Here is an 18,044-nt window from a genome sequence, read left to right as displayed (position 1 = left end):
CTTTCAGGCTTTATTTACGGGAGGTCTTCTTGACTAAGCCAGCCATACTCGCCCTTGCTGATGGCAGCATTTTTCGCGGCGAAGCCATTGGAGCCGACGGACAAACCGTTGGTGAGGTGGTGTTCAACACCGCAATGACCGGCTATCAGGAAATCCTTACCGATCCTTCCTACGCCCAACAGATCGTTACCCTGACTTACCCGCACATCGGCAACACTGGTACTACGCCGGAAGACGCCGAGTCCGATCGCGTCTGGTCCGCTGGCCTGGTCATCCGTGACCTGCCACTGGTTGCGAGCAACTGGCGCAACACGATGTCTCTGTCCGACTACCTGAAAGCCAATAATGTCGTGGCTATCGCCGGTATCGACACTCGCCGCCTGACACGCATCCTGCGTGAGAAAGGCGCGCAGAACGGCTGCATCATGGCCGGTGACAACATTTCCGAAGAAGCCGCCATCGCCGCTGCCCAGGGTTTTCCTGGTCTCAAGGGCATGGACCTGGCGAAAGTCGTCAGCACCAAAGAGAAGTACGAGTGGCGCTCGACTGTCTGGGACTTGAAGACCGATAGCCACGCGACCATCGACGCTTCCGATCTGCCATACCACGTGGTTGCCTACGACTACGGCGTCAAGCTGAACATCCTGCGCATGCTGGTCGAGCGCGGTTGCCGCGTGACCGTGGTGCCAGCTCAAACGCCCGCGGCTGACGTTCTGGCTCTGAAGCCGGACGGCGTGTTCCTGTCCAACGGCCCGGGTGACCCTGAGCCATGCGACTACGCGATCCAGGCCATTAAAGACGTGCTGGAAACCGAGATCCCGGTATTCGGTATCTGCCTCGGCCACCAACTGCTGGCTCTGGCCTCCGGTGCCAAGACCCTGAAAATGGGCCACGGCCACCACGGTGCAAACCACCCGGTTCAGGATCTGGACAGCGGTGTGGTGATGATCACCAGCCAGAACCACGGTTTTGCGGTAGACGAAGCGACCCTGCCAGGCAACGTTCGGGCGATCCACAAATCGCTTTTCGACGGCACCCTGCAAGGCATCGAGCGTACCGACAAGAGCGCCTTCAGCTTCCAGGGTCACCCTGAAGCCAGCCCTGGCCCGAACGACGTAGCGCCACTGTTTGATCGCTTCATCAACGAAATGGCCAAGCGACGCTAATCGCTCGCCCTGATGTAGCGAAGCCTGGGGGCGGTCCCGAAACCGGCGGCCCCCTCAAGGCTTCAGAGATTGAACAAGACGGCTTGCCGACTGACCTGCGGATTTGAGTGACAACCCATGCCAAAACGTACAGACATTAAAAGCATCCTGATTCTCGGCGCTGGCCCGATCGTGATCGGCCAGGCCTGCGAATTCGACTACTCCGGCGCCCAGGCCTGTAAAGCCCTGCGCGAGGAGGGTTACCGCGTCATCCTGGTGAACTCCAACCCGGCGACCATCATGACCGACCCGGCCATGGCCGACGCCACCTACATCGAACCGATCAAGTGGCAGACCGTTGCCAAGATCATCGAGAAAGAGCGTCCGGACGCGCTGCTGCCGACCATGGGTGGCCAGACCGCCCTGAACTGCGCCCTGGACCTGGAGCGCGAAGGCGTTCTGGAGAAGTTCGGCGTAGAGATGATCGGCGCCAACGCTGACACCATCGACAAGGCTGAAGACCGTTCGCGCTTTGATAAGGCGATGAAATCCATCGGTCTGGACTGCCCGCGTTCGGGTATCGCCCATAGCATGGAAGAGGCCAATGCGGTTCTCGATCGTCTGGGCTTCCCAAAGAATACGAGATGGAAGTTGTCCGCGATAAAAAGGACAACTGCATCATCGTCTGCTCCATCGAAAACTTCGACCCGATGGGCGTGCACACCGGTGACTCGATCACGGTTGCACCCGCACAGACCCTGACCGACAAGGAATACCAGATCCTGCGTAACGCCTCTCTGGCGGTACTGCGCGAGATCGGCGTGGAAACCGGCGGCTCCAACGTCCAGTTCGGCATCTGCCCGAACACTGGTCGCATGGTGGTCATCGAGATGAACCCGCGGGTATCCCGTTCCTCGGCCCTGGCATCGAAAGCCACCGGTTTCCCGATCGCCAAGGTCGCGGCGAAACTGGCCGTCGGTTACACCCTCGACGAACTGTCGAACGACATCACCGGCGGCAAGACCCCGGCGTCCTTCGAGCCGTCSATCGACTACGTCGTCACCAARCTGCCRCGCTTYGCCTTCGAGAAATTCCCGAAAGCCGACGCACGCCTGACCACTCAAATGAAGTCGGTCGGTGAGGTCATGGCCATCGGCCGGACCTTCCAGGAATCCCTGCAGAAAGCTCTGCGCGGTCTGGAAGTGGGTGTTTGCGGCCTGGACGAGAAGCTCGACCTGAGCAACCCGGAAAGCATGAGCATCCTCAAGCGCGAACTGACCGTGCCGGGTGCCGAGCGTATCTGGTACGTGGCTGACGCGTTCCGCGCGGGCCTGTCGGTCGAAGACATCTTCGGCATGAACATGATCGACCCGTGGTTCCTGGTGCAGATCGAAGATCTGATCAAGGAAGAAGAGAAGGTCAAGACCCTGGGTCTGTCCGCTATCGACCGCGACCTGATGTTCCGCCTCAAGCGTAAAGGCTTCTCCGATCAACGTCTGGCCAAGCTGCTGGGCGTCACCGAGAAGAACCTGCGTACCCATCGTCACAAGCTGGAAGTGTTCCCGGTCTACAAGCGCGTCGACACCTGCGCCGCCGAGTTCGCCACCGACACCGCGTACCTGTACTCGACTTACGAGGAAGAGTGCGAAGCTGCGCCGTCGGGCCGTGACAAGATCATGATCCTGGGTGGCGGTCCAAACCGCATCGGCCAGGGCATCGAGTTCGACTATTGCTGCGTACACGCAGCACTGGCCCTGCGCGATGACGGGTACGAGACCATCATGGTCAACTGCAACCCGGAAACCGTTTCCACCGACTACGACACCTCCGATCGTCTGTACTTCGAACCAGTGACCCTGGAAGACGTGCTGGAAATCGTCCGCGTCGAGAAGCCAAAAGGCGTGATCGTTCAGTACGGCGGTCAGACCCCGCTGAAACTGGCCCGTGCCCTGGAAGCCGCCGGCGTGCCGATCATCGGCACCAGTCCTGACGCCATCGACCGCGCCGAAGACCGTGAGCGCTTCCAGCAGATGGTTGAGCGTCTGAACCTGCGTCAGCCGCCTAACGCCACCGTGCGCAGCGAAGATGAAGCGATTCGTGCTGCCGCCAAAATCGGTTACCCGCTGGTGGTTCGTCCGTCCTACGTACTGGGCGGGCGTGCGATGGAAATCGTTTACGAAGAGGAAGAACTCAAGCGCTACCTGCGTGAAGCGGTTCAAGTGTCCAACGACAGCCCGGTGCTGCTGGACCACTTCCTCAACTGCGCGATCGAAATGGACGTGGATGCGGTCTGCGACGGCACCGACGTGGTGATCGGCGCGATCATGCAGCACATTGAGCAGGCCGGCGTTCACTCCGGTGACTCCGCGTGCTCCCTGCCGCCGTATTCGCTGCCTGCACATATCCAGGACGAGATGCGCGAACAGGTCAAGAAAATGGCCCTGGAACTGGGCGTGGTCGGCCTGATGAACGTTYAGTTGGCGCTGCAAGGCGAAGACATCTACGTCATCGAAGTCAACCCGCGCGCATCCCGTACCGTACCGTTCGTCTCCAAGTGCATCGGTGTGTCCCTGGCGATGGTCGCGGCTCGCGTGATGGCCGGTAAAACCCTGAAGGAAATCGGCTTCACCAAAGAAATCATTCCGAACTTCTACAGCGTGAAAGAGGCGGTGTTCCCATTCGCCAAATTCCCTGGCGTGGACCCGATCCTGGGCCCAGAGATGAAGTCCACCGGTGAAGTGATGGGCGTGGGCGACACCTTCGGCGAAGCCTTTGCCAAGGCTCAGATGGGCGCCAGTGAAGTGCTGCCAACCGGTGGTACCGCGTTCATCAGCGTGCGCGACGATGACAAGCCGCTGGTTGCAGGCGTGGCCCGTGATCTGATCAACTTGGGCTTCGAAGTGGTCGCCACTGCCGGTACTGCCAAGCTGATCGAAGCTGCAGGCCTGAAAGTGCGTCGTGTGAACAAGGTGACCGAGGGTCGTCCGCACGTGGTCGACATGATCAAGAATGACGAAGTCACTCTGATCATCAACACCACCGAAGGTCGTCAGTCGATCGCTGATTCCTACTCCATTCGTCGTAATGCCTTGCAGCACAAGATCTACTGCACCACTACTATTGCTGCTGGCGAAGCTATCTGCGAAGCGTTGAAGTTCGGTCCTGAGAAGACCGTGCGCCGCTTGCAGGATCTACACGCAGGATTGAAGGCATGATCAAATACCCAATGACCGTCAAGGGCGCTAAAGCCCTGGAAGAAGAACACGCTCATCTGACCAAGGTCGTTCGTCCGAAACTCAGTCAGGACATCGGTACGGCCCGCGAGTTGGGTGACTTGAAGGAAAACGCCGAATACCACGCTGCTCGCGAGCAGCAGGGGATGGTCGAGGCGCGGATTCGTGACATTGAAGGCCGCATGCAAAACGCTGTGGTCATCGACGTAACGACCATCGAGCACACCGGCAAGGTGATTTTCGGCACCACCGTCGAAATCGCCAATGTCGAGACCGATGAAAGCGTGACTTACCAGATCGTTGGTGAGGATGAAGCAGACATCAAGCTCGGCAAGATCTCCGTCGGTTCGCCGATCGCCCGTGCCTTGATCGCCAAGGAAGAGGGTGATGTGGTGGCGGTCAAAACGCCGGGTGGCGTTATCGAGTATGAGATTGTCGAAGTTCGCCACATCTGAAAGAAGGCGCCCGCTACGTGCGGGTGCCATGCTTTGGCAGCTGACCCAGATGCTCTGGGTTGGCGGCTTGTGGTTGTTGCACATCGGTCTGCTGCCGGTGCTGGGGCAAATAGGCCTGGCGCCGCTGCTGATCGACGAAATTGCAGGTGCGCTGAATACGCTGATGGTGGGATTCGCCACAGCGGGTGTGATTTTTCAGGCTTTGGTGCTGGTACAGGCCGAGGGTCTTGCCAGTCTATGGCGGGATATTCGCGGGCAACTGCTGCTGATGGCGCTGTATGGGTGCGCGATGTATTTCGCAGTACGCTTCGGTTGGCCGCAGGCGCTGCATTGGCAGTTGTTCAGMTATCTTGTCCTGGGGTTTTCCGGGCTGGTGCTGGTGATGCAGCCGGTGCCTGGGTGGAGTGTCAGGGTGCGCGAAGCACACCCTTGACCCTTGCCATCACTTGAAGCGATGGACGTTCGACAACTGCTTGTTGACGCTGAAGTTCTTGCGATAAATCAGTGCCATCTTGCCGATGACCTGAACCAGATCGGCTTTGCCGGCCTTGCAGAGTTCTGCAATGGCTGCCAGGCGCGATTCGCGATCGAGGATGTTGAGCTTGATTTTGATCAGCTCGTGATCCGCCAAAGCGCGTTCAAGTTCGGCTAACACACCTTCAGTCAAGCCGTTGTCAGCCACAATCAAAACTGGTTTCAGATGGTGGCCAATGGACTTGTACTGTTTCTTCTGCTCTTGAGTGAGCGGCATAATCTGACCCTTTCGTCTGGATTCTGTAAAATGGCGGCCATTTTACCCGAGGGCTCGTGGATCCGCCCAATTAATCACGACCCTTATCATCGAGGTGCCCAATGGCGCGTTCCAAGACAAGCCTTGGTTGGCTGAAAAGACATGTCAACGATCCCTATGTGAAGCAGGCGCAAAAGGATGGCTACCGCTCGCGTGCGAGTTACAAACTTCTGGAGGTCCAGGAGAAATACAAGCTGATCCGTCCCGGCATGAGTGTTGTCGACCTGGGTGCGGCGCCCGGCGGATGGTCGCAGGTGACTAGTCGTCTGATTGGTGGTCAGGGGCGACTGATCGCCTCGGACATTCTGGAAATGGACAGCATTCCGGACGTGACTTTCATTCAGGGGGACTTCACCGAGGACGAAGTGCTCACGCGGATCCTTGAAGCTGTGGGTAATTCGCAGGTGGACCTTGTGATTTCCGATATGGCCCCCAATATGAGTGGTACGCCTGAAGTGGACATGCCAAAAGCCATGTTTCTTTGCGAGCTGGCGCTTGATTTGGCGGAACGGATACTCAAGCCGGGTGGTAATTTTGTGATCAAGATTTTTCAGGGCGAAGGGTTTGATGTTTACCTGAAGGATGCTCGTCGGAAATTCGACAAGATCCAGATGATCAAGCCAGACTCTTCCCGTGACAGTTCCCGCGAGCAATACATGTTGGCTTGGGGTTACCGCGGGCGTAGTGAGTAAAACGAGGTTTTTTGGCGGGGTGATAGGTTTTTCATATTTCGCCCCGCGTGCATTAGCGAATATTGTGTAGAAAGTGTTTCACAAAGGGTTACAGACGGCGCCTGCCAGAGCCGTAGGTAATGTAGTAAGTTAGGCCGGTGAATATCATGCGAAGCGCGCGCCATTAGCGGAGCTTGCTTCAGAGGGTAGTTAATTGAACGATATGGCAAAGAATCTGATCCTGTGGTTGATCATCGCAGCTGTCCTGGTGACGGTGATGAACAACTTCTCCAGCCCTAACGAGCCGCAGACCCTCAACTATTCCGACTTCATCCAGCAGGTCAAGGATGGCAAGGTCGAGCGCGTAGCGGTTGATGGCTACGTGATTACAGGCAAGCGCAACGATGGCGACAGCTTCAAGACCATCCGTCCGGCAATCCAGGACAACGGTCTGATCGGCGACCTCGTGGATAACCACGTTGTGGTCGAAGGCAAGCAACCTGAGCAGCAAAGTATCTGGACTCAACTCCTGGTCGCAAGCTTCCCGATCCTGGTGATCATCGCCGTCTTCATGTTCTTCATGCGGCAGATGCARGGCGGTGCCGGTGGCAAGGGTGGGCCGATGAGTTTCGGCAAGAGCAAGGCGCGCCTGCTCTCCGAAGATCAGGTGAAAACCACCTTGGCTGACGTTGCAGGTTGTGACGAAGCCAAGGAAGAAGTCGGCGAGCTGGTCGAGTTCCTGCGTGATCCGGGCAAGTTCCAGCGCCTGGGCGGTCGCATTCCTCGCGGCGTGCTGATGGTTGGTCCTCCGGGTACCGGTAAAACCTTGCTGGCCAAGGCGATTGCCGGCGAAGCCAAAGTACCGTTCTTTACTATTTCCGGTTCCGATTTCGTCGAAATGTTCGTCGGCGTCGGTGCCAGCCGTGTCCGTGACATGTTCGAGCAGGCGAAGAAGCATGCGCCATGCATCATCTTCATCGATGAAATCGACGCCGTCGGTCGYCACCGTGGTGCCGGCATGGGTGGTGGTCACGATGAGCGCGAGCAGACCCTCAACCAGTTGCTGGTAGAGATGGACGGCTTCGAAATGAATGACGGCATCATCGTCATCGCCGCGACCAACCGTCCGGACGTACTGGACCCTGCGTTGCTGCGTCCGGGCCGCTTCGACCGTCAAGTCGTGGTTGGCCTGCCGGACATCCGTGGTCGCGAGCAGATTCTCAAGGTCCACATGCGCAAAGTGCCGATGGGTGACGACGTCGCTCCGGCCGTGATCGCTCGTGGTACTCCTGGTTTCTCCGGTGCCGACCTGGCCAACCTGGTGAACGAGGCTTCGTTGTTTGCGGCTCGTGCCGGCAAGCGCATCGTCGAGATGAAAGAGTTCGAACTGGCCAAAGACAAGATCATGATGGGTGCCGAGCGCAAATCCATGGTCATGTCCGAGAAAGAAAAGCAGAACACTGCTTATCACGAAGCCGGCCACGCTATCGTCGGTCGCGTCGTGCCTGAGCATGACCCGGTCTACAAAGTGTCGATCATTCCGCGCGGTCGCGCACTTGGTGTGACCATGTTCCTGCCGGAAGAAGATCGCTACAGCCTGTCCAAGCGTGCACTGATCAGCCAGATCTGCTCGCTGTACGGCGGTCGTATCGCTGAAGAGATGACCCTGGGCTTCGATGGCGTCACCACCGGTGCGTCCAACGACATCATGCGTGCCAGCCAGATAGCACGAAACATGGTGACCAAGTGGGGGTTGTCGGAAAAACTCGGTCCATTGATGTACGCCGAAGAAGAGGGCGAAGTGTTCCTCGGTCGTGGCGGCGGTGGTCAGCATGCCAGTTTCTCTGGCGAGACGGCCAAGCTGATCGACTCCGAAGTGCGCAGCATCATTGACCAGTGCTACGGCACGGCCAAGCAGATCCTCACGGATAACCGTGACAAGCTTGATGCGATGGCGGATGCCCTGATGAAGTACGAGACGATCGATGCCGATCAGATCGATGACATCATGGCGGGTCGTACGCCTCGCGAACCTCGCGACTGGTCTGGCGGCAACGACACTTCCGGCACGCCTCCGGTGGTGCAGGATGGGCGTCCGGAAACACCTATCGGCGGCCCGGCTGCTGACGTTTAAGGTTTGAAATGACTTCTGTTCAGTCCTCGACCCGGTTGCCTTGCGGCAACCGGGTTCTTGATTTGGCCCAGACGCATGTCATGGGCATTCTCAATGTCACTCCCGATTCCTTTTCCGATGGCGGCCGATACAGCCAGCTGGACGCGGCCCTGCGCCACGCCGAGGCGATGGTGGCGGCCGGTGCGACGCTGATCGACGTCGGTGGTGAATCGACCCGGCCCGGTGCCAGGGCCGTTTCGCCGCTTGAAGAGCTAGAGCGCGTAGCGCCTATCGTTGAGCGCATCAGTCGCGAACTGGATGTGATTATCTCGGTCGATACCTCCACGCCTGCCGTCATGCGTGAAACCGCAAGGCTGGGGGCGGGGTTGATCAATGACGTACGCTCGTTGCGTCGAGATGGTGCTCTGGATGCAGCGGCGGCCACCGGTTTGCCGGTGTGCCTGATGCATATGCTCGGCGAGCCGGGCGACATGCAGGACAACCCTCAGTACCAGGATGTTACGAAAGAGGTCGGCGAGTTTCTTGCCGAGCGCATGGTTCAGTGTGCCTCGGTAGGTATCCCTGCTGAGCGGATCATTCTTGATCCGGGCTTCGGCTTCGCGAAAACCCTGCAGCACAATCTAAGTTTGTTTAAGCATATGGAGGCCCTGCATGCTTTGGGGCGGCCTCTGTTGGTCGGTGTTTCGCGAAAGAGCATGATCGGCCAGGCCTTGAATCGACCTGTGGGAGAGCGTCTGCATGGTGGTCTGGCACTTGCGGCGCTGGCTTCGGTCAAAGGTGCGCGTATATTGCGCGTCCATGATGTAGCGGAAACGGTCGACGTGGTGCGGATGATTGCCGCCGTAGAATCAGCTGAATAAGAAAGATGGAGTACTTATGAGTAAGAAATACTTTGGCACCGACGGCATTCGTGGTCGGGTCGGTCAATACCCTATCACTCCTGATTTCATGCTCAAGCTTGGCTGGGCGGCAGGCATGGCATTTCGCAGCATGGGCGCCTGCAAGGTGCTCGTGGGCAAGGACACCCGTATCTCCGGTTACATGTTCGAGTCGGCGCTTGAGGCTGGGCTGACCTCGGCCGGTGCTGATGTGATGCTGTTGGGGCCAATGCCGACTCCGGCCATCGCCTATTTGACGCGGACCTTTCACGCCGAAGCCGGCATCGTGATCAGCGCTTCGCATAACCCTCATGACGACAACGGTATCAAGTTTTTCTCTGGTAAGGGCACCAAGCTCCCGGATGAAGTCGAGCTGATGATCGAAGAGCTGCTGGACACCCCGATGACCGTGGTTGAGTCGAGCAAGATCGGCAAAGTGTCGCGAATCAACGATGCCTCGGGCCGTTATATCGAATTCTGCAAGAGTAGCGTTCCCACCGGCACCAGTTTTGCCGGCCTGAAGATCGTGCTCGATTGTGCTCACGGCGCGACTTATAAAGTGGCGCCTAGCGTGTTCCGTGAGTTGGGGGCTGATGTCGTTGTGCTTTCTGCTCATCCCAACGGCCTGAACATCAATGATAATTGCGGTTCGACCCATATGGCGCCGCTGCAAGCGGCCGTGCTGGCCGAGCGCGCCGATTTGGGTATCGCCTTCGACGGTGACGGTGATCGGGTGCAGATGGTTGATCACACCGGTGCTGTCGTCGATGGTGACGAGCTGCTGTTCATCATCGCTCGCGATCTGCAAGAGCGTGGCAAGTTGCAGGGCGGTGTGGTCGGTACGCTGATGAGTAACCTGGGGCTGGAGTTGGCCCTGGCGGATCTGGCGATTCCTTTTGTGCGGGCCAACGTTACCGTCAAGGAGGCCAGTGATCGTGTCACTCAAGCGATGGCGGGCCGCGGGCGCGTGTTGTTGCGCAAGTCCGGGACAGAGCCGCTGGTGCGTGTCATGGTCGAAGGCGAGGACGAAACGCAGGTTCGCGATTACGCCGAAGAGCTGGCAAAACTGGTAACTGAAGTTTCTGCCTGATTTCGGCTTGCCAGCCATGATTGTGTTGGGTAACATCTGCGCCCACTTTGACCGACGAGGTACAGCATGCGTCGCCCTATGGTAGCTGGTAACTGGAAGATGCACGGTACCCGCGCCAGCGTCGCTGAGCTGATCGACGGCCTTCGTCATCTGGCCTTGCCGAGCGGTGTTGATGTCGCGGTGTTCCCGCCTTGCTTGTATATCAATCAAGTGATTGATGGTTTGCAAGGGAAGTCGATTTCGGTCGGCGCGCAGAACTCTGCGATTGAATCCGGGCAGGGTGCGTTGACAGGTGAAATTTCACCGAGTCAGTTGGTGGATGCAGGTTGTTCCCTGGTGCTTGTCGGGCACTCTGAGCGCCGCCAGATAATGGGCGAGCTCGACGGGACGCTGAATCGCAAATTTGCGGCAGCACAGGCATGTGGCTTGATTCCGGTGTTGTGTGTAGGGGAAACCCTCGAGCAGCGCGAAGCTGGAAAAACTCTTGAGGTTGTCGGGCGTCAGCTGGGCAGCATCATCGAGGAGCTGGGTGTTGGTGCTTTTGCAAAGGCAGTAATCGCTTACGAGCCGGTCTGGGCCATTGGTACCGGGCTGACTGCTTCGCCGCAACAGGCGCAGGATGTGCATGCAGCCATTCGCGCCCAGTTGGCGGCAGAGAATTCTGAAGTCGCACAAGGTGTGCGGCTTCTATACGGCGGCAGCGTGAAGGCGGCCAATGCGGCCGAACTGTTCGGCATGCCGGATATCGATGGGGGGCTCATTGGTGGGGCTTCCCTGAATGCAGATGAGTTCGGTGCGATTTGTCGCGCCGCGGGAAACTGAAAAAATGCTGGAAACAGTCGTAGTCGTTTTTCATCTGCTGGGTGCGTTGGGCGTAGTTGCTCTGGTATTGCTGCAGCAGGGTAAAGGTGCGGACGCTGGTGCATCTTTCGGAGCAGGTGCTTCAAATACTGTGTTCGGAAGCCAAGGTACCTCTACCTTTCTTAGTAAGTTTACTGCTATACTTGCCGCCGGTTTCTTCATGACCAGCTTGGGGTTAGGTTACTTTGCTAAAGAGAAAGCTCACCAGCTGACTCAAGTAGGTTTGCCAAACCCAGCAGTGTTGGAAGTTCCAAAGCAAAAACCGGCTTCTGATGATGTCCCGGTGCTTCAAGAGCAAAAGTCGGCTACTCCAGCGACTGGCGTGCCTCCAGCTCAAGAGCAGAAGTAAGAAGAGTTTCAAACGTAGTATTGCCGAGGTGGTGGAATTGGTAGACACGCAACCTTGAGGTGGTTGTGCCCATAGGGTGTAGGGGTTCGAGTCCCCTTCTCGGTACCAATTATCAGGAGAGCCCGCTGTTGCGGGCTTTCTTGTAGGTGGAAGGTTACATTGACCCTGTCAGGGATCGGTCGTATACTTCCGCCCCAGCTTTGTCGCGGGGTGGAGCAGYCTGGTAGCTCGTCGGGCTCATAACCCGAAGGTCGTCGGTTCAAATCCGGCCCCCGCAACCAGTTTAAGGAGCCCCTTTTCAGGGGCTTTTTGTTAGCTGGACACTTTCAACGCCGCTATTCGGCGGCGTTTCAAGGATGGGCGTTTCGCCCATTTTTTTATTTTGCATAGCATGCACATACATGCACGAGGGGGTTCAGGTGTCGAGCAAGCTAGAAGAGTTGCAGGCCTTGCTGGCCCCGGTGGTCGTGGCCCTAGGCTATGAATGCTGGGGTATTGAGTTTTCGGCTCAAGGTCGCCACTCAATGTTGCGCGTTTATATCGATAAAGAAGGCGGCGTGCTGGTGGACGATTGTGCCATCGTCAGTCGCCAGATCAGCGGTGTGCTGGATGTTGAAGATCCAATCTCCGTTGAGTACACCCTTGAAGTTTCCTCGCCTGGCATGGAACGCCCACTGTTCACTCTTGAGCAGTTTGCAAAATTTGCCGGTGAACAAGTGAAGATCAAGCTGCGCTCGCCTTTTGAAGGTCGACGCAACTTTCAGGGCCTTCTGCGCGGTGTAGAAGAGCAGGACGTCGTGGTGCAGGTTGAAGACCATGAGTTCCTGTTGCCGATCGATATGATCGACAAGGCCAACATTATTCCCAGTTTTGACTGAGACGCGGATCCCGCGGATCCAATGGCTTGCGAAAGGCGAGGCGTACGATGAGCAAAGAAGTACTGCTGGTTGTTGAGTCGGTATCCAATGAAAAGGGCGTACCGGCAAACGTAATTTTTGAAGCGCTGGAGCTGGCTCTGGCCACTGCTACCAAAAAACGTTTCGAGGACGAAGTCGATCTGCGTGTGGAAATCAATCGCCACACCGGTGCTTATGAGACATWCCGTCGCTGGACGGTCGTCGAAGAAGCAGACCTGGACGATCCGGCTATCGAAACCTGGCCAAGCAAGGTTGCGCAAACGCATCCTGGCGCCAAGGTCGGTGACGTTGTCGAAGAAAAAATCGAATCCATCGAGTTCGGCCGCATTGCTGCACAGACTGCCAAGCAAGTCATCGTGCAGAAAGTTCGCGAAGCCGAGCGTGCTCAAGTCGTTGATGCCTATCGCGAGCGTCTGGGGGAAATCATCTCCGGCACCGTGAAGAAAGTCACCCGCGACAATGTGATCGTCGACCTGGGCAATAACGCAGAAGCGTTGCTGGCCCGTGAAGACATCATCTCTCGCGAAACCTTCCGGGTTGGCGTGCGTCTGCGTGCGCTGCTCAAGGAAATCCGCACCGAGAACCGCGGCCCGCAGCTGATCCTGTCGCGTACCGCGCCGGAAATGCTGATCGAGTTGTTCCGCATCGAAGTGCCGGAAATCGCTGAAGGCCTGATCGAAGTAATGGCTGCATCCCGTGACCCGGGTTCGCGTGCCAAGATCGCGGTCCGCTCCAAAGACAAACGCATCGATCCGCAAGGCGCTTGCATCGGTATGCGCGGTTCGCGCGTCCAGGCAGTGTCCGGCGAGTTGGGCGGTGAGCGTGTGGACATCGTCCTGTGGGACGATAACCCTGCTCAGTTCGTGATCAATGCAATGTCGCCGGCTGAAGTGGCGGCAATTATCGTTGACGAAGATGCCCACGCAATGGACATCGCCGTTGGCGCAGACAATCTGGCTCAGGCCATCGGTCGCGGTGGTCAGAACGTGCGTCTGGCTAGCCAGTTGACTGGCTGGACCCTGAACGTGATGACCGAATCGGACATCCAGGCTAAGCAACAAGCAGAAACTGGCGACATCCTGCGCAACTTTATCGACGAGCTGGAAGTCGACGAAGACCTGGCACAGGTGCTGGTAGATGAAGGTTTCACCAGCCTGGAAGAGATTGCCTACGTACCGTTGGAAGAAATGCTCAACATCGACGGCTTTGACGAAGAAACCGTCAACGAGCTTCGCGCTCGCGCCAAGGATCGTTTGTTGACCAAAGCCATCGCTACTGAGGAAAAGCTGGCAGACGCCCATCCGGCCGAAGACCTGCTCTCGCTTGAGGGCATGGACAAGGATTTGGCGATGGAACTGGCGGTGCGCGGCGTAATTACCCGCGAAGACCTGGCCGAGCAGTCTATTGACGACCTGCTCGACATCGACGGCATTGACGATGATCGTGCCGGCAAGTTGATCATGGCCGCCCGAGCCCACTGGTTCGAGTAATTAGGCGCGGCCTGAGGAGAGAAGTGCATGACGCAAGTCACGGTGAAACAACTGGCCGATGAGGTCAAAACACCGGTAGAGCGCCTGTTGCAGCAGATGCGTGAGGCAGGTCTGCCGCACACCGCCGCCGAAGAACATGTGACTGACAGTGAGAAGCAATCTTTGCTGACTCACTTGAAAAGCAGCCACAAGGCGAAAGTGGAAGAACCACGCAAGATCACGCTGCAGCGTAAAACCACCAGCACCCTGCGTGTTGCTGGCAGCAAAAGCATCAGCGTTGAAGTACGCAAGAAGAAAGTCTTCGTGCAGCGCAGCCCGGAAGAAATCGAAGCCGAGCGCAAACGCGAACTGGAAGAACGTCGCGCAGTAGAAAATGCTGCACGTCAGAAGGCTGAAGAAGAAGCCAAGCGTCGCGCCGAAGAAGAAGCGCGTCGCCAGCCTGCTGCTGCGCAAACCGCTCCTGTCGAAGCTGTCGCAGCGCCTGTTGCAGTTGCCGAACCTGTGCGTGAAAGCGCCCCGGTCGTGGCCGCTGCACCTGCACCGGCAGCCGACACTCGCAAGCGCGACGAGCAGCGTCGTCCGGACAAACCACGTGCCGACGATAGCAATCGTCGTGGCAGTGGTGATGGCGAGCGCAAAAACGCTCCACATCGTGCTTCGGTCAAGGAAAAGGCGCCTGCTCCACGCGTTGCCCCACGTACTACCGACGAAGAAAGCGATGGCTTCCGTCGTGGTGGTCGCGGCAAGGCCAAGCTGAAGAAACGCAACGCCCACGGTTTCCAGAGCCCAACAAGTGACCCTGGTCAGCGACACCGCCCTGGAAGATTCCCTGGCCGAGTCCCTGAAGTTTGAAGGTGAGACGTTCTCCCGTGCACCGGTTGTGACCGTAATGGGTCACGTTGACCACGGTAAGACCTCGCTGCTCGACTACATCCGTCGTGCCAAGGTAGCTGCTGGCGAAGCCGGTGGTATCACCCAGCACATCGGTGCGTACCACGTTGAAACCGAACGCGGCATGGTCACCTTCCTCGACACCCCTGGTCACGCCGCGTTTACCGCCATGCGTGCCCGTGGTGCCAAGGCGACCGACATCGTGATCCTGGTGGTTGCAGCGGACGACGGCGTAATGCCGCAGACCGTTGAAGCTGTTCAGCACGCTCAGGCGGCTGGCGTACCTCTGGTTGTTGCAGTGAACAAAATCGACAAGCCGGGCGCCGATCTCGATCGCATCCGTAGCGAATTGTCGGTTCACGGCGTGACTTCGGAAGAGTGGGGCGGCGACACCCCGTTCGTATCGGTTTCGGCGAAAGTCGGTACCGGCGTGGACGAGTTGCTCGAAGCTGTTCTGCTGCAAGCTGAAGTTCTCGAACTGAAAGCAACCCCATCGGCCCCTGGTCGTGGTGTTGTGGTTGAATCGCGTCTCGACAAAGGTCGTGGCCCGGTTGCAACCGTTCTGGTTCAAGACGGTACCCTGCGCCAGGGCGACATGGTGCTGGTCGGTTCGAACTATGGCCGCGTTCGCGCCATGCTCGACGAGAACGGCAAGCCAATCAAGGAAGCCGGTCCTTCCATCCCTGTCGAGATCCTCGGCCTGGACGGTACTCCGGACGCTGGCGACGAGATGAGCGTAGTTGCTGACGAGAAGAAAGCCCGTGAAGTGGCTCTGTTCCGTCAAGGCAAGTTCCGCGAAGTCAAACTGGCCCGTGCTCACGCCGGCAAGCTTGAAAACATCTTCGAGAACATGGGTCAGGAAGAGAAGAAGACGCTCAACATCGTCCTCAAATCCGACGTCCGTGGTTCGCTGGAAGCGTTGAACGGTGCCTTGAATGGCCTGGGTAACGACGAAGTGCAAGTGCGTGTGGTCGGTGGCGGTGTCGGTGGTATCACCGAATCCGACGCCAACCTGGCACTGGCCTCCAACGCTGTACTGTTCGGCTTCAACGTGCGTGCCGATGCCGGCGCTCGCAAGATCGTCGAGCAGGAAGGTCTGGATATGCGTTACTACAACGTGATCTATGACATCATCGAAGACGTCAAGAAAGCTCTTACCGGTATGCTGGGCAGCGATGTTCGCGAGAACATCCTGGGTACCGCTGAAGTGCGTGACGTGTTCCGTTCGCCGAAGTTTGGCGCGATCGCCGGTTGCATGGTTATCGAAGGTGTTGTTCACCGTAACCGTCCAATCCGTGTACTGCGTGAAGACATCGTTATCTTCGAAGGCGAGCTGGAATCCCTGCGCCGCTTCAAGGATGACGCTTCCGAAGTACGTGCCGGCATGGAATGCGGTATCGGCGTGAAGAGCTACAACGACGTCAAAGTCGGTGACAAGATCGAAGTCTTCGAGAAGGTTCAGGTTGCTCGCAGCCTCTAACTCGCGCACTTCAAGAGCCGTGATGGCCAGCCGCATGCAATTGCGCGGTGCATCAGTCGGACTCTAAACGCAACGCCCGGTCTGGCTTTTGTCAGGCCGGGCGTTTGCCGCTTTCAGACCCTTCGGGTTTCACCGTGGGGCAGTAACAGGTAACAAGACATGGCAAAAGAATATAGCCGTACCCAACGTATCGGCGATCAGATGCAGCGTGAGCTGGCACAGCTGATCCGTCGTGAAGTCAAAGACCCGCGCGTCGGGCTGGTCACCATTACCGCTGTTGAAGTCAGCCGTGATGTCGGTCACGCCAAGATCTTCATCACCGTGATGGGGCAGGACAGCCGCGACGATATCGCGCAAAGCATCAAGGTGCTCAACTCCGCCGCCGGTTTCCTGCGCATGCAGTTGGCTCGCGAGATGAAATTGCGCAGCGTTCCACAGTTGCACTTCCATTACGACGAAAGTGTCGTGCGTGGTGCGCACCTGTCGGCCCTGATCGAACGCGCGGTGGCTGAAGACAATCAGCACCCGGTAGCGGCTGAACCCGAAGACGCCAAGGAGTAATCGGTGGCTCAGGTCAAACGTATCCGTCGTAACGTCAGCGGTATCATCCTGCTCGACAAGCCGTTGGGGTTCACTTCCAACGCGGCGTTGCAGAAGGTCCGCTGGTTGCTCAATGCCGAGAAGGCCGGGCATACCGGCAGTCTCGATCCGCTGGCCACTGGCGTGTTGCCGTTGTGCTTCGGCGAGGCCACCAAGTTCTCGCAATACCTGCTCGATTCCGACAAAGGTTATGAAACCCTGGCGCAACTGGGCAAGACCACCACCACGGCGGATGCCGAAGGTGAGGTTTTGCTGGAACGTCCGGTGACCGTTGGTCGTGCCGATATCGAAGCTGTGTTGCCGAAATTTCGTGGGCAAATCAGTCAGATACCGCCGATGTACTCGGCACTCAAGCGCGATGGGCAGCCGCTGTACAAGCTGGCCCGTGCAGGTGAAGTAGTGGAGCGCGAACCGCGTTCTGTTACTATTGCGCGCTTGGAATTACTGGCCTTTGAGGGTGATACTGCGCGGCTTGCGGTGGATTGCAGCAAAGGCACCTATATCCGTACCCTGGTGGAGGATATCGGTGAGCAACTCGGTTGTGGCGCTTACGTGGCTGAATTGCGACGTACCCAGGCCGGGCCTTTCACGCTTGCACAGACCGTCACTCTGGAAGAGCTGGAAGCGGTACATGCCGAAGGCGGCAACGAAGCGGTCGACCGCTTCCTGATGCCATCGGACAGCGGCCTGCTGGATTGGCCACTGTTGCAGTTCTCGGAAGCGAGCGCGTTCTACTGGCTCAACGGCCAGCCGGTACGTGCCCCGGATGCACCGAAATTTGGCATGGTACGGGTACAGGATCACAATGGTCGCTTCATCGGTATCGGTGAAGTGAGCGAAGACGGGCGCATCGCGCCACGTCGACTGATTCGGTCAGAATGACCGAACGAGGGTGGCTGTTAACAGGCACGGTCACTACTCATTTTTAGATACAGGGATTTGTCCCTGGCCTGTTGAAACTGTTTTTCTGAAACGGTTTCCTGATAAAAGGATTGCCTCATGGCTCTCGACGTTCAAGAAAAAGCTCAAATCGTAGCTGACTACCAGCAAGCTGTTGGTG

The 18,044-nt window shown here is 57.8% G+C and carries 14 protein-coding genes, 2 tRNA genes and 2 pseudogenes; 17 read left to right on the top strand and 1 reads right to left on the bottom strand.

Features of this window, described 5'->3' with window-relative positions; translation table 11 throughout:
* Positions 1-29: 29 nt before the first annotated feature.
* The 4 genes and pseudogenes from carA to AC1DLB_RS12985 all read left to right on the top strand — a co-directional run bounded on the left by carA (position 30) and on the right by AC1DLB_RS12985 (position 5,266).
* On the top strand, positions 30-1,166 hold the full coding sequence (gene carA / locus AC1DLB_RS13000) for a glutamine-hydrolyzing carbamoyl-phosphate synthase small subunit (RefSeq protein WP_018929479.1): 1,137 nt from the start codon (positions 30-32) through the stop codon (positions 1,164-1,166).
* A 117-nt stretch (positions 1,167-1,283) separates the two neighbouring features.
* Positions 1,284-4,360: pseudogene (gene carB, locus AC1DLB_RS12995) on the top strand (carbamoyl-phosphate synthase large subunit).
* The gene (gene greA / locus AC1DLB_RS12990) at positions 4,357-4,833 is read left to right on the top strand and encodes a transcription elongation factor GreA (RefSeq protein ID WP_018929481.1); all 477 of its coding nucleotides are present in this window, start codon (positions 4,357-4,359) and stop codon (positions 4,831-4,833) included. The pseudogene carB and the gene greA overlap by 4 nt, the downstream one beginning before the upstream one ends.
* Before the next feature lie 28 nt (positions 4,834-4,861).
* The gene (locus AC1DLB_RS12985) at positions 4,862-5,266 is read left to right on the top strand and encodes an MFS transporter (protein ID WP_477785087.1); all 405 of its coding nucleotides are present in this window, start codon (positions 4,862-4,864) and stop codon (positions 5,264-5,266) included.
* 9 nt (positions 5,267-5,275) lie between these two features.
* On the opposite strand, the gene AC1DLB_RS12980 is transcribed toward AC1DLB_RS12985, so the two are convergent.
* Positions 5,276-5,584 carry a YhbY family RNA-binding protein gene (locus tag AC1DLB_RS12980; protein ID WP_007900503.1) on the bottom strand — a complete coding sequence of 103 codons (309 nt, stop codon included), beginning with the start codon at positions 5,582-5,584 and terminating at the stop codon, positions 5,276-5,278.
* Positions 5,585-5,685: 101 nt separating this feature from the next.
* Between AC1DLB_RS12980 and rlmE the strand changes: the two genes are divergently transcribed.
* From rlmE to truB, 13 genes and pseudogenes are all read left to right on the top strand, one after another.
* Positions 5,686-6,315: a 23S rRNA (uridine(2552)-2'-O)-methyltransferase RlmE gene (rlmE, locus tag AC1DLB_RS12975; RefSeq protein WP_007933535.1), complete on the top strand. Its 630-nt coding sequence runs from the start codon at positions 5,686-5,688 to the stop codon at positions 6,313-6,315.
* Between the two features lie 202 nt (positions 6,316-6,517).
* The gene (gene ftsH, locus AC1DLB_RS12970) at positions 6,518-8,428 is read left to right on the top strand and encodes an ATP-dependent zinc metalloprotease FtsH (RefSeq protein WP_018929483.1); all 1,911 of its coding nucleotides are present in this window, start codon (positions 6,518-6,520) and stop codon (positions 8,426-8,428) included.
* A gap of 8 nt (positions 8,429-8,436) precedes the next feature.
* Complete coding sequence (gene folP / locus AC1DLB_RS12965; protein WP_019582454.1) at positions 8,437-9,288, top strand: dihydropteroate synthase; 852 nt, start codon at positions 8,437-8,439, stop codon at positions 9,286-9,288.
* A 16-nt stretch (positions 9,289-9,304) separates the two neighbouring features.
* Positions 9,305-10,396, top strand: coding sequence for a phosphoglucosamine mutase (gene glmM / locus AC1DLB_RS12960; RefSeq protein WP_477785086.1), 1,092 nt, complete (start codon positions 9,305-9,307; stop codon positions 10,394-10,396).
* A gap of 66 nt (positions 10,397-10,462) precedes the next feature.
* Positions 10,463-11,218, top strand: coding sequence for a triose-phosphate isomerase (gene tpiA / locus AC1DLB_RS12955; RefSeq protein ID WP_007933541.1), 756 nt, complete (start codon positions 10,463-10,465; stop codon positions 11,216-11,218).
* Between the two features lie 4 nt (positions 11,219-11,222).
* Positions 11,223-11,606, top strand: coding sequence for a preprotein translocase subunit SecG (gene secG, locus AC1DLB_RS12950; protein ID WP_477744048.1), 384 nt, complete (start codon positions 11,223-11,225; stop codon positions 11,604-11,606).
* A 22-nt stretch (positions 11,607-11,628) separates the two neighbouring features.
* Positions 11,629-11,714 (top strand) — tRNA-Leu (locus AC1DLB_RS12945).
* Between the two features lie 96 nt (positions 11,715-11,810).
* Positions 11,811-11,887: transfer RNA gene (locus AC1DLB_RS12940), tRNA-Met, on the top strand.
* 138 nt (positions 11,888-12,025) lie between these two features.
* Positions 12,026-12,484, top strand: a complete 459-nt coding sequence (gene rimP / locus AC1DLB_RS12935) for a ribosome maturation factor RimP (RefSeq protein ID WP_007973115.1) — start codon at positions 12,026-12,028, stop codon at positions 12,482-12,484.
* Between the two features lie 47 nt (positions 12,485-12,531).
* Positions 12,532-14,013, top strand: a complete 1,482-nt coding sequence (gene nusA / locus AC1DLB_RS12930) for a transcription termination factor NusA (protein ID WP_477785085.1) — start codon at positions 12,532-12,534, stop codon at positions 14,011-14,013.
* 27 nt (positions 14,014-14,040) lie between these two features.
* Positions 14,041-16,384 (top strand): annotated as a pseudogene (gene infB, locus AC1DLB_RS12925) (translation initiation factor IF-2).
* 159 nt (positions 16,385-16,543) lie between these two features.
* Positions 16,544-16,945, top strand: a complete 402-nt coding sequence (rbfA, locus tag AC1DLB_RS12920) for a 30S ribosome-binding factor RbfA (protein ID WP_007900467.1) — start codon at positions 16,544-16,546, stop codon at positions 16,943-16,945.
* A 3-nt stretch (positions 16,946-16,948) separates the two neighbouring features.
* Positions 16,949-17,866 (top strand): tRNA pseudouridine(55) synthase TruB, encoded by a 918-nt coding sequence (gene truB / locus AC1DLB_RS12915; protein ID WP_007933551.1) that lies wholly within the window; start codon positions 16,949-16,951, stop codon positions 17,864-17,866.
* The last annotated feature ends 178 nt before the right edge of the window (positions 17,867-18,044 follow it).

The organism is Pseudomonas sp. 05N434 (assembly GCF_056396965.1).
This window is presented reverse-complemented; position numbering and strand designations above follow the sequence as displayed.